At 71.9% G+C, this 11,683-nt stretch carries 9 protein-coding genes and 2 pseudogenes; 7 read left to right on the top strand and 4 right to left on the bottom strand.

Annotation, left to right across the window (positions count from 1 at the left end):
• Positions 1-191: 191 nt before the first annotated feature.
• From ABII15_RS34565 to ABII15_RS34540, 6 genes and pseudogenes are all read left to right on the top strand, one after another.
• Positions 192-1,208: a LacI family DNA-binding transcriptional regulator gene (locus ABII15_RS34565; protein WP_353946217.1), complete on the top strand. Its 1,017-nt coding sequence runs from the start codon at positions 192-194 to the stop codon at positions 1,206-1,208.
• Between the two features lie 194 nt (positions 1,209-1,402).
• Positions 1,403-2,509: an ABC transporter substrate-binding protein gene (locus tag ABII15_RS34560; RefSeq protein ID WP_353946216.1), complete on the top strand. Its 1,107-nt coding sequence runs from the start codon at positions 1,403-1,405 to the stop codon at positions 2,507-2,509.
• Between the two features lies 1 nt (position 2,510).
• Positions 2,511-4,037 (top strand): sugar ABC transporter ATP-binding protein, encoded by a 1,527-nt coding sequence (locus tag ABII15_RS34555; protein WP_353946215.1) that lies wholly within the window; start codon positions 2,511-2,513, stop codon positions 4,035-4,037.
• Positions 4,030-4,992, top strand: coding sequence for an ABC transporter permease (locus tag ABII15_RS34550; protein ID WP_353946214.1), 963 nt, complete (start codon positions 4,030-4,032; stop codon positions 4,990-4,992). Before ABII15_RS34555 ends, ABII15_RS34550 begins: the two co-directional genes overlap by 8 nt.
• Complete coding sequence (locus ABII15_RS34545) at positions 4,989-6,020, top strand: ABC transporter permease (RefSeq protein ID WP_353946213.1); 1,032 nt, start codon at positions 4,989-4,991, stop codon at positions 6,018-6,020. Before ABII15_RS34550 ends, ABII15_RS34545 begins: the two co-directional genes overlap by 4 nt.
• Before the next feature lie 89 nt (positions 6,021-6,109).
• Positions 6,110-6,397, top strand: a pseudogene (locus ABII15_RS34540) (ABC transporter); the annotation flags it as partial.
• Here the strand turns inward: ABII15_RS34540 and ABII15_RS34535 are convergent.
• From ABII15_RS34535 to ABII15_RS34525, 3 genes and pseudogenes are all read right to left on the bottom strand, one after another.
• Positions 6,395-6,576, bottom strand: a pseudogene (locus ABII15_RS34535) (hypothetical protein); the annotation flags it as partial. The pseudogenes ABII15_RS34540 and ABII15_RS34535 sit on opposite strands and share 3 nt — an antisense overlap.
• 9 nt (positions 6,577-6,585) lie before the next feature.
• Positions 6,586-8,052 carry an MFS transporter gene (locus ABII15_RS34530; RefSeq protein WP_353946212.1) on the bottom strand — a complete coding sequence of 489 codons (1,467 nt, stop codon included), beginning with the start codon at positions 8,050-8,052 and terminating at the stop codon, positions 6,586-6,588.
• Positions 8,049-9,251 (bottom strand): M20 family metallopeptidase, encoded by a 1,203-nt coding sequence (locus tag ABII15_RS34525; RefSeq protein WP_353946211.1) that lies wholly within the window; start codon positions 9,249-9,251, stop codon positions 8,049-8,051. Before ABII15_RS34525 ends, ABII15_RS34530 begins: the two co-directional genes overlap by 4 nt.
• 121 nt (positions 9,252-9,372) lie before the next feature.
• Here ABII15_RS34525 and ABII15_RS34520 point away from each other — a divergent pair, with 121 nt between their 5' ends.
• Entirely contained in the window at positions 9,373-10,413 is a 1,041-nt protein-coding gene (locus tag ABII15_RS34520; RefSeq protein ID WP_353946210.1) for an Lrp/AsnC family transcriptional regulator, read from the top strand.
• 44 nt (positions 10,414-10,457) lie between these two features.
• On the opposite strand, the gene glgC is transcribed toward ABII15_RS34520, so the two are convergent.
• Positions 10,458-11,681 carry a glucose-1-phosphate adenylyltransferase gene (gene glgC / locus ABII15_RS34515; RefSeq protein ID WP_353946209.1) on the bottom strand — a complete coding sequence of 408 codons (1,224 nt, stop codon included), beginning with the start codon at positions 11,679-11,681 and terminating at the stop codon, positions 10,458-10,460.
• Positions 11,682-11,683: the final 2 nt, after the last annotated feature.

Raw genomic sequence — 11,683 nt, 5'->3', positions numbered from 1 at the left:
CGGATCCTCCTGGTATGGAACGCGGATGAGGCGTCGAGGAAGGGTGGCGGCTCGCCGCTCTAGTCGGTACAACTCGTTTGTACATCGTTGGAAAGAACGGCAGTTGGCATGACAGCACGCGTCCCGGCGTGCTGTCCAGGGTCATGACAAGCGCGTCCGAAGAGCGGGCGCGGCGAGCCGAAGGAGATTCCGTGCGGGTGAGCCTGAAGGATGTCGCGGAACGCGCGGGCGTCTCGATCAAGACCGTTTCGAACGTCGTGAACAACTATCAGCACGTCACGCCCGCCATGCGGGCCCGGGTGCAGGAGGCCATCGACGAGCTGGGCTACCGGCCGAACCTGACCGCCCGCCACCTGCGCAAAGGGCGTACGGGCATCATCGCCCTGGCCCTGCCCGAGCTCGGCAACCCGTACTTCGCCGAGCTGGCCGGGGCGGTGATCGACGCCGCCGCCGAGCACGACGTGACGGTGCTGCTCGACCACACCCGGGGCGAGCGCGAGCAGGAGCTTCTGGTCAGCCAGGGGTTCCGGGCCCGGGTCATCGACGGGCTGATCCTCAGCCCGCTGGAGCTGGAGGCGGACGATCTGCGCGGCCGGGACGGCGACGAGGTGCCGCTGGTGCTGCTCGGCGAGCGCGAGTACGGCCTGCCCTACGACCACATCGCCATCGACAACGTCGCCGCGGCCCGCACCGCGGTGCGCCACCTGATCGGCCGGGGCCGCACCCGGATCGCCTACCTGGGCGAACGCACCGACTCGGCGAACCAGCCGGCCCGGCTGCGACTGGCGGGCTGGCGCGAGGAGTTGACGGGCGCGGGGCTGCCCGCCCCGGAGACGCTGGTGGGCGCGACCGGCGGCTGGGACCGCGGGGACGGGGCCGAGGCGATGGCCCGGATGCTGGACTCCGGGGTCCGGCCCGACGCCGTGTTCGCGTACAACGACCTGGTGGCGATCGGGGCGATGCGGGTCCTGCACGAGCGGGGCCTGCGGGTTCCGTGGGACGTGGCGGTGGTCGGGTTCGACGACATCGCGGAGGGCCGGTTCGGGGCGGTCACGCTGACCACGATCTCGCCCGACAAGCTGGCCATCGCCCGGCTCGCGGTGCAGTCCCTGCTCGGCCGCCTGGAACGCCCCGCCGAGCAGGCAGGACGTGAACTGACGGCGGAATTTCGGCTGGTGGAACGGGAGAGCACGCTGGGGCGGCGCTGAGACCCGATCGTCACTCGCGGCGGCACCCGCCGTTGCGCGACCTCTTTACAGCCCTCTTCCAACGATGTAAAAACCTCCCCTGTACCGCCGATGCACCATTCGATCCGACCGGTCGAACGCTCAGCCATCGCACCAGCCGACCCACCCCGTAGCCGCGTTTCCGCGCCGGGCCGTGCCGTTTTGGGGACCTGATCATGACGCAGACCGTGCTCCACCGTCGCCGCCGTACCTCCACCCGGGCCCTGTTCGCCGCCGGCCTCGTCGCGAGCCTCGCGCTCGCCACCGGCTGCGCCAAGTCCGAGGACGACAACTCAAGCTCGGACAAGGCGAGTTCCAGCTCCAAGGGGGACAACGCCGGGCAGGAGGTCGCCTCCTCCGGCACCGGCAAGACCTGTGACGTCTCCACGTTCGGCGGCAAGAAGCTGGACCTCAAGGGCGCCACCGTCGGCTTCTCCCAGTCCGAGAAGGAGGCCAACCCGTTCCGCATCGCGGAGACGGCGTCCATCAAGGCGGAGGCGAGCAAGCGCGGCATCAAGCTGCTCACGGCGAACGCCCAGTCGCAGTTCTCCAAGCAGATCAGCGATGTCCAGGACCTCATCGCCAAGGGTGCGGACCTGCTGGTCATCGCGCCGCTGAACTCCGACGGCTGGGAGCCGGTGCTGCGGGCCGCGGGCGCCAAGCACATCCCGATCGTCACCGTCGACCGCAAGATCAACGCGACGGCCTGCAAGGACTACGTGTCCTTCATCGGCTCGGACTTCATCGAGCAGGGCAAGCGCGCGGCCGACCAGATGATCGAGGCGACCGGCGGCAAGGGCACCATCGCGATCCTGCTCGGCGCCGCGGGCAACAACGTCACCACCGAGCGCACCAAGGGCTTCGAGGACCAGATCAAGGCGAAGGCACCGGGCCTGAAGATCGTCTTCAAGCAGACCGGCGAGTTCGCCCGCGAGAAGGGCCAGGCGGTCACCGAGCAGCTCATCCAGTCCAAGCCGGACATCACCGGGATCTACGCCGAGAACGACGAGATGGGCCTCGGTGCCGTCAACGCCCTCAAGGGCGCGGGCAAGAAGGCCGGCGCCGTGAAGATCGTGACGGTGGACGGCACCCGGAACGCGGTGCAGGGCATCGTCGACGGCTGGATCTCCGGCGTCATCGAGTCGAACCCGCGCTTCGGTCCGCTGGCCTTCCAGACGCTGGACTCCTTCACCAAGGGCGACAAGGTCGGCCAGGACATCGTCATCAAGGACAGCGCCTACACGAAGGACAACGCCAAGACGGACCTGAACAAGGCGTTCTGACATGCTGTCAGTGACCAGTCTCAGCAAGACGTTCCCCGGCGTGCGCGCTCTCGACGGTGTCGACTTCACCGCGCGCGCCGGGGAGGTGCACGCGCTCATCGGGGAGAACGGGGCGGGCAAGTCCACGCTCATCAAGGTCCTCACCGGCGTGTACCGACCCGATCCGGACGCGGGCGAACTCACCTACGACGGCGCGCCCGTCAGCTTCGCCACGCCGCTCGACGCGCAGCACGCGGGCATCTCCACGATCTACCAGGAGGTCAATCTCGTCCCCCTGATGAGCGTGGCGCGCAATCTGTTCCTCGGCCGTGAGCCGCGGAACAGGCTCGGTCTGATCGACTTCCGGCGGATGCACCGGGAGGCGGACGCGGCGCTGCGCGAGCTGGGGGTGCGGGTGGACGTGCAGCGTCCGCTGCGCGAACTCGGCGTCGGAGCGCAGCAGATGGTGGCCCTGGCCCGTGCGGTCTCGGTCGACGCGAAGGTCGTCATCATGGACGAGCCGACGTCGTCGCTGGAGCCGCGCGAGGTGCGCACCCTGTTCGGGGTGATCCGGATGCTGCGCGAGCGGGGCATCGCGGTCGTCTACGTCAGCCACCGCCTCGACGAGCTGTACGAGGTGTGCGACGTGGTCACCGTGCTGCGCGACGGCAAGGTCGTGCACACGGGGAACCTCGCCGACCTGGACCGGCTCGCCCTGGTGTCGCTGATGCTCGGCCGTCCCGTCGGCGACGTACAGGACGAGGGGCTGACCAAGTTCTCCGGCGAGCACGACGCGGCGGCCGAACCGGTGCTGCGGGCGGATGAGTTGACGGCCCGGCACCAGTTGCACGGGGTGTCGCTGGAGGTGCGGCCCGGGGAGGTCGTCGGGCTCGGCGGGCTGCTCGGGTCCGGGCGCAGCGAGACCGCGAAGGCCATCGCGGGCGCGCTGCCGACCGACAGCGGACGGGTCCTCGTGGCCGGCGCCCCGGTCCGCACGGGGTCCACCCCGGCGGCGATCCGCGCGGGCATCAGCCTGCTGCCCGAGGACCGCAAGGCCGAGGGGATCGTGCCGGGCCTCTCGGTGCGGGAGAACATCGCGCTCGCCGCGCTGCCGGGCCTGTCCCGGTTCGGCCTGGTCGACGAGGCACGGATCGACCGGATCGTGGACACCTTCGTCGAGCGGCTCCGCATCAAGACCGCGGGCCCGCACCAGAAGGTCGGCGAGCTGTCGGGCGGCAACCAGCAGAAGGTGCTGCTCGCCCGCTGGCTGGCGATGAACCCGAAGGTGCTGCTGCTGGACGAGCCGACGCGCGGCATCGACATCGGCGCCAAGGCCGAGGTCCAGAAGCTCATCGACGAGCTGGCGGACGACGGTCTCGGTGTGCTGCTGATCTCCTCCGACATGGAGGAGCTGATCGAGGGCTCGGACCGGGTCGTCGTCCTGAAGGACGGCGCGGTGGTCGCCGAGCTCACCGGAGACGCGGTCACGGAGGATCGTCTGATGCGCGCGATCGCCGCAACTCCCGCCGAAGGGAAGCACGTTGAGTGATCTGACCCTGGGCAGGGCCGGTGTCGACCGCGACCGGCTGCTGCGCCTCCTCCAGGACTACGGCGTGTACGCCGGTGTCGCGGTGCTGCTCCTGGCGAACATCGCGTTCACCCCGCACTTCCTGTCGACGGAGAACTTCCGCACCCAGGCCGTGCAGGTGGCGCCGGTGCTGATCGTGGCGCTCGGCATGGCGCTCGCGATCGGCAGCGAGGGCGTGGACCTGTCGGTCGGCTCGGTGATGGCGCTCGCCACGTCCGTCATCTCCCTCTATCTGGGCTACGGCCCGCTGATCGCCGTCGTGGCGGCGCTCGTCGGCGGGGCCCTGGTGGGCGTCGCGAACGGGGCGCTGGTGGCGTTCATCGGCGTCCAGCCCATCGTCGCCACGCTGGCGCTGATGGTCGCCGGGCGCGGGCTCGCGCTCGTCCTGCTGCCCCAGCTGAAGGACGTACGGGATCCGGGGCTGCGCTCGCTCGGCACCGGTGACGTCCTCGGCGTCCCCTATCTGGTGCTGATCGCCGCGGCGCTGGCCCTGCTGGTCGCCTTCGTCGTGCGGCGCACCACGTTCGGGCGGCAGCTGCTGGCCATCGGCGACAGCCGGCCGGCCGCGCAGCTCGCGGGGCTTCCGGTGCGGCGGGTGCTCATCCTCGTCTACGTCGCGTCGGGCGTGCTGGCGGCGATCGCCGGGGTGCTGGCGACGGCTCGGCTGACCGCGAGCGACCCGACGTCGCTCGGCAGTCTGATGGAACTCTCCGCGATCACGGCGGTGGTGGTCGGCGGTACGCCGCTCACCGGCGGCCGGGTGCGGATCGGCGGCACGGTCGCGGGCGCGGTGCTGATCCAGCTGCTCACGGCCACGCTCATCAAGCACGACCTGCCGCCGTCGTGGACACAGATCGCGCAGGCCGTGGTGATCGTGCTCGCCGTCTACGCGGCCAGGGAGCGGGGGAAGCGATGACGATGACGGACTCCACAGCGGCCGAGAAGGCCAGGCCCGCCGGCCCGGCCGAGGAGGAGCCGCTGGGCGCGACGCGCGCGGAGCGGCTGAGCGCGCTCGCCCAGCAGCACGGCGCGCTGGTCACGCTGGTGATCGCGGTGATCGTCGCGTCGCTCTCCTTCGACACGTTCCTGACCGGGGACAACCTGGAGAACATGGCGCTGTCGTCGGCGTTCCTCGCGGTCGTGGCGCTCGGGATGACGTTCGTGATCGTCACCGGGGGCATCGACCTGTCGGTGGGGTCGCTGTTCGCGCTCGGCGGGGTGCTCGCCGCGTGGGGTTCGCAGTACGGGACGGTCGTCGCGCTGCTGCTACCGCTCGCGGTGTGCGGGCTGATCGGGCTGGTGAACGGGCTGCTCATCGCGCGCTCCCGGCTCGCCCCGTTCATCGTGACGCTGGCGGCGATGCTCGGTGCGCGCGGGCTGCTGCTCGCGATCACCGACGAGGGTTCGACCACGTATCTCGTCGACAAGTCCACGTTCTTCGCGACGCTCGGCCAGGGCAAGCTGCTCGGGATCGGCGTCCCGGTGTGGATCACGCTGGCGCTGTTCGTGGCCGGCGCGGTCGTGCTGCGCCGCACGCGCTTCGGACAGTACGTGTACGCGGTCGGCGGGAACGAGGACGCGGCGGCGCTGATGGGTGCGCCGGTGGCCCGGACGAAGATCGGCGTGTACACGGTGTCGGGGCTGTGCGCGGGTCTCGCAGGTGCGCTGAACGCGGCGTGGCTGGTGTCCGGCGTGACCATCCTCGGCTCCGGCATGGAGCTGGAGGCGATCTCGGCGGTCGTCATCGGCGGCACGCTCCTGACGGGCGGCTTCGGGTTCATCAGCGGCTCGCTCGTGGGTGTCCTGCTGCTGAAGGTCATCCAGAACGTGATCAACCAGATCGGTTCGCTCGACTCCGCGTACCAGCAGGTGGTCAGCGGCGCGTTCCTGGCCGTCGTGGTGATCGCGCAGACCTGGCTGGGGAGGCGGCGCCGGGTGCTGTGACCTGTGGTTTCAGCCGGTTTCAGCGTCCCTCGGGGCGCTGGAACCGGCCTGAGGCCGTGTTGAGAACGTCGTGCCGCACGCTCTGCGGCATGACGACAACGACATCGCCCGCACTCGCCATCGCGGCGTACGGGATGCGCAAGTCCTTCGGCGACAAGGTGGTGCTCATCGGGGCCGACGCGGGCGAACTGCGGGTCGGCGGTCACGATCCGGCCGCCGACCCGCAGTCCGTACGGGGCATGATCGGCGTGACCGGGCAGTTCTCCGCCGTGGACGGGCTGATCACCGGCGAGGAGAACATGCTCCTCATGGCCGACCTGCACCACCTGCCCAGGAGCGAGGGCCGCCGGGTCACCGCCGAAATCCTGGAGCGCTACCGCTTTCCCCGGCCGCTCCGGCAGCTCGCCCTCCGGCCACAGACCGGCGACCAGTCGCTCGGTGCTGCGGCCCCTGCGCGGGTCGCCGCGAGCAGTGCGAGAAGGACGCGCAGCCGGGGCGCGGTGATCTCCTGCCCGCGCCAGGCCACGCGCGCCAGGAGGGTGAGGTCACAGGTCACGGGTGCAGATTAGCCAGGGCGGTCGGACACCGACCCCGCCGGGGCGGGAACGGCGGGCGCCCGCACCCCGGACTGCCCGCCGCGCACGCCGAGTTGGACCAGGAGCGCGAGCGCGCAGGCCACTCCCCCGCCGGTCCAGATGGTCAGGTACGCGGTCAGTGACGGGGTGTCCGTGCCGTCGAGGACGAAGGAGCCGAGCGCGACGGCGAAGACGGCGCCGCCGACGCTGCCGCCGAGTGTCTTGAGGTTGTTGTAGACGGCGGTGGCGCTGGCGGTGCGGTCGGCCGCGCTGGCCTCCACGATCACGGTGGGCAGCCCGCCGAGCGCGAGCCCGCAGCCGACGCCGACGAGCGCGTTGGCCACGGCGAAGGGGGCGAGCCCGGAGTGCACGCCGAGCAGGCTGATGTAGCCGACGGTCAGCAGGCCGAAGGCGGCGAGCAGCAGTCCGCGGTAGCCGATCCGGGCGGCGAGCGTCGCGCACAGGGCGGAGCCGATGAACGCCATGATGTTCGGGATGACTCCGTAGAGGCTGATCTGCCAGGCCGCGAGGTCGAACCCGTACCCCGTCGACGCCGGGGACGCGGCCATGAAGGTGACGGCGACGGACTGTCCGCCGAGCATCACGGCGCCCAGGACGAACCCGGACGCGTAGAAGGGGGCGCTCTGCCGGCGGGCCACCGCGCGCACGTCCACCAGGGCGTGCGGGTGGCGGAGCTGGGCCTTGACCCAGGCGGCGAACAGCACGGCGGCGAGCAGCAGTCCCCCGAGGGTGGGCGCCGAGGCCCAGCCCCAGGCCGCGCCGCGCGAGACCGTGCCGAGCAGGGCGATCAGGGCGAGGGCGAGCAGCGCGGCGCCGGACCAGTCCATGCGGCCGCTGCCCCGGGTGCGGGACTCGGGGATGGCGGTGAAGGACAGGGCGAGGCAGCCCACGGCGGACACGGCGAGGACGATCAGGGTCGGACGCAGCTCGCCGAGCAGGCTGAGCAGGGGGCCGGCGAGTCCGTGTCCGAGGACGGTGCCGAGGGTGAGGGCGCCGACCAGCATGCCGACGGCCCGGCGTCCGCCGTCGACGCTGAGCCGGTCGCGTACGAGGCCGATCTCCAGGGGCAGCAGCGCCGCCAGGGGGCCCATCAGCGCGCGGCCCAGCAGCAGTACGCCGAGGTTCGGGGCGACGGCGACCAGGACCGTGCCCGCCGCGATGGTCCCGAGGGCCACCCGGATCATGCGCCGGTGTCCGTAGAGATCGCCGAGGCGGCCGAAGGCCGGGACGCTGATCGCGGCGGCCAGGTACTGGACCGAGGTGAACCACTGGGCCTGCCCGGTGCTGATGCCCTGCCAGTCCTGGATCTCGGGGACCAGCGGCACGGCCGCGCCCTGGAGGAATCCGCTGACCAGTTCGAAGGCGATGAGCAGCCCGACGACGGCACGGACCTTCGGCGCGACCGTGTCCGTGCCCGTGCCCCCCGGGGCGCTCACGCGGCTGTTCCGCGGGCGAGGCGCCGCTCGGCGAGCGCGGCGAGCAGGGCGGCCTGGCGGGCGAGGACCGCGTCGTCGAAGACGGCCAGCGGGGAGTGGTTCATGGGGGCGTTCGCCACGTCGGTGCCCTCGGGCGCGGCGCCGACCATGAGCATCGCGCCGGGGACGCGCTGGAGGACGAACGCGAAGTCCTCGGAACCGTTGGACGGGTTGGGCGCCTGCCACACCTCGCCCTCGGGGAACAGGTCGCGGGCGGTGTCGAGCGCGAAGGCGGTCTCGTCGGGCGCGTTGACGGTGACCGGGTAGCTCACCTCGTACGCGACGTCGGCCTCGATGCCGTGCGCCTCGGCGATACCGCGCACCAGGCGCGGCAGCCCCTCGATGAGGCGTTCGTGCGCGGCCTCGGAGTAGCTGCGCACCGTCGCCTCGAAGGTGGCCGTGTCGGGGATGACGTTCTGCTGGGTGCCCGCGTGGAAGGTGCCGACGGTGACGACGGCCGGGTCGAACAGGTCGAAGCGGCGGGTCACCCAGGTCTGGATGGCGGTGACGATCTCGCAGGCGACCGGGATCGGGTCCTTGGCGCTGTACGGGGTCGAGCCGTGCCCGCCCTTGCCGCGCACGGTGACGGTCAGCAGGTCGGAGGCGGAGGTGACGGTGCCGGGCCGGGTGGCGATCCAGCCGCCGGGCAGGGTGTTCGCAGCGACGTGCAGGGCGTAGGCGGCGTCGAGGGGCTTGCCCGCCGCGTCGAGCACGCCCTCCTCGAGCATGCGGCTGGCTCCGTTGTGGCCCTCCTCCCCCGGCTGGAACATGAACACCACGTCGCCCTGGAGGTCGGCGCGGCGCTCGGCGAGCAGCGTCGCCGCGCCGACCAGGCCCGCGGTGTGCAGGTCGTGGCCGCAGGCGTGCATGGCGCCAGGGATCCGGGAGGCGTACGCGACGCCGCTGCGCTCGGTGACGGGCAGGGCGTCCATGTCGCCGCGGAGCAGGACGGCGCCGCCGGGCCGCCCGCCGCGCAGTACGGCGGTGACGGAGCTGAGTCCCTGGCCGAGGGTGATCTCCAGGGGCAGCCCCTCCAGCGCGGCGAGGACCTTCTCCTGCGTGCGGGGCAGGTCGAAGCCGAGTTCGGGTTCCTGGTGCAGGGCGCGGCGCAGCCGGACGAGGTCGGGCTGGAGTTCCTGGGCGCGTTCGGTGAACGACATCGGGGGTGAACCTCCTGGTACGGTCCGGCTGACCACGGTGGAGCGGGCGGGAATGGCGCCAGGGTGCCGCCCTGCCGCAGGAGCGGGCGATGAATCGCAGGGAAAACGCAGGAGTGGAGCGGTGACGCAGGAATTCGGCATGACCGCACTGGACGACCTGGACCAGGCCCTGGTGCACGCCCTGCAGATCGCGCCCCGGGCCGGATGGGCGCGGATCGGCGCCGCGGTCGGGGCGGATCCGGTGACGGTGGCCCGCCGCTGGCAGCGGCTGGCCCGCAGCGGGTCGGCCTGGATCGGGTGCCATCCGGGGCCGGCCGCCGCCGAGTCGGGGCAGGGCTGTCTGGCGTTCGTCGAGGTCGACTGCGCGAACGGGCGGCTGACCGAGGTCGCCCGCGCGCTCGTGGCGGAGGCGCACGTGATCACTGTCGAGCACGTCAGCGGCGGGCGCGACCTGTTGCTGACGGTACTCGCGCCCCGGCTGTCGGCGCTCACCCGCTGGGTGACGCACCGGCTGGGCGCGCTGGACGGCATCGTCGGCACCCGCACCCATCTGGCGAGCACGGTGTACACGGAGGGCAGCCGGTGGCGGCTGCGCGCCCTGAGCAGTGAGCAGATCGCCCGGCTCTCCGAGGACGCGGCGCCCCGGGGGGACACGTCCGCCTTCGAGCTGACCGACCTCGACCACGCGCTGTTCGCCGAGCTGTCCGTGGACGGCAGGGCGAGCCACACGGTGCTGGCCGAGCGGTGCGGGACGAGCCCCGACACGGTGCGCCGCAGGGTGAACCGGCTCCTTTCCTCCGGGATGGCGCAGTTTCGCTGCGAGGTGGCCCGGCCGCTGTCGGAGTGGCCGGTCTCGCTGATCCTGTGGGGCCGCGCCGCCCCCGCCGAGCTGCGGACGGTGGCCGAGCAGGTCACGGGCGCGCGCGAGGTGCGGCTGTGCGCGGGCGTGATCGGCCGGCACAACCTCAAGCTGGTCGCCTGGGTCCGCTCGCTCGACGACGCCCAGCGGTTCGAGGTCCGGCTCGCCGAGCGGGTGCCCGCCCTGACCGTGGTCGACCGGGCGGTGGCCCTGTGGCCGATGAAGCTGAACGGGAACCTGCTGGACGAGCGCGGCTACCGCACGGGCGCGGTACCGATCGACGTGCGGGCGGTGGGCGGGTGACCGTCGGCGCCCCGACCGGTGTGCGGGCCGCGCGCGGCTGACCGTCAGCGCACTGCCTGCCCCTTGCCGAGTGCGATCACTCCGCCCCGCGAGACGGTGTACAGCTCGGCGTCCCGGCCGGGGTTGACGCCGATGGTGGCGCCCGCCGGGACCTCCACGTTCTTGTCGAGGACGGCGCCGCGCACCACGGCCCCGCGCCCGACACGGACGTTGTCGTGCAGCACCGAGCCCTGGACGACCGCGCCGTCCTCGACGCTCACCCCGGGCGACAGGACGGACCGGGTGACCTGCCCGCGGATCACGCAGCCGGGGCTCACGATCGACTCGCTGGCGATGCCGGCCGCGCAGAACCGCGCGGGCGGCAGCTGCCCGGCATGGGTGTAGATCGGCCAGCGACGGTTGTCCAGGTTGAAGGCGGGCCGGTCGGAGACGAGGTCCATGTGGGCGTCGTAGTACGTGTCGAGCGTGCCGACGTCGCGCCAGTAGCCGTGGTCGCGCTCGGTCTCGCCGGGGACGTGGTTGCCGTCGAAGTCGTAGACCTGGGCGACTCCGCGCTCGGTGAGCAGCGGCAGGATCGAACCGCCCATGTCGTGCGCGGAGTCGTCGTCCTCGGCGTCCTCCTTGAGGGCGTCGACGAGCGTCTTGGTGGTGAAGAGGTAGTTGCCCATGGACGCGAAGACCTGGTTCGGCGAACCGGCCAGCGGCGGCGGGTCGGTCGGCTTCTCCAGGAACGCCTCGACGCGGGTGCCGTCGCCGGCGGGCGTGATGACGCCGAACTGGGAGGCCTCCGAACGCGGCACCCGGATCCCGGCGACGGTGACGCCCGCCCCGGACTCGATGTGCTGGGCGAGCATCTGCCGCGGGTCCATCCGGTACACGTGGTCGGCGCCGAACACCGCGATGAAGTCGGGCTGTTCGTCGTGGACCAGGTTCAGCGACTGGAGGATGGCGTCGGCGCTGCCCGAGTACCAGCGCGGGCCGAGCCGCTGCTGGGCGGGGACCGGCGTGACGTAGTTGCCGAGCAGGCTCGACATCCGCCAGGTCGTCGTCACGTGCCGGTCCAGCGAGTGCGACTTGTACTGCGTCAGGACGCAGACGCGCAGGATGTCGGCGTTGACGAGGTTGGAGAGCACGAAGTCGACGAGGCGGTACATGCCGCCGAACGTCACCGCGGGCTTCGCCCGGTCCGCGGTGAGCGGCATCAGCCGCTTGCCCTCTCCTCCCGCCAGAACGATCCCGAGTACCGAAGGCCCACCGCGCATGACCATCA

Origin of the sequence: Streptomyces sp. HUAS MG91 (assembly GCF_040529335.1) — a bacterium.
GTDB lineage: Bacteria > Actinomycetota > Actinomycetes > Streptomycetales > Streptomycetaceae > Streptomyces > Streptomyces tabacisoli.
This window is presented reverse-complemented; position numbering and strand designations above follow the sequence as displayed.

Bases quoted from the DNA above. Each gene is read 5' to 3' on its own strand.
- ABII15_RS34560 (WP_353946216.1), top strand. From the start codon at position 1,403: ATGACGCAGACCGTGCTCCACCGTCGCCGCCGTACCTCCACCCGGGCC.
- glgC (WP_353946209.1), bottom strand. From the start codon at position 11,681: ATGGTCATGCGCGGTGGGCCTTCGGTACTCGGGATCGTTCTGGCGGGA.
- ABII15_RS34555 (WP_353946215.1), top strand. From the start codon at position 2,511: ATGCTGTCAGTGACCAGTCTCAGCAAGACGTTCCCCGGCGTGCGCGCT.
- ABII15_RS34525 (WP_353946211.1), bottom strand. From the start codon at position 9,251: ATGTCGTTCACCGAACGCGCCCAGGAACTCCAGCCCGACCTCGTCCGG.
- ABII15_RS34545 (WP_353946213.1), top strand. From the start codon at position 4,989: ATGACGATGACGGACTCCACAGCGGCCGAGAAGGCCAGGCCCGCCGGC.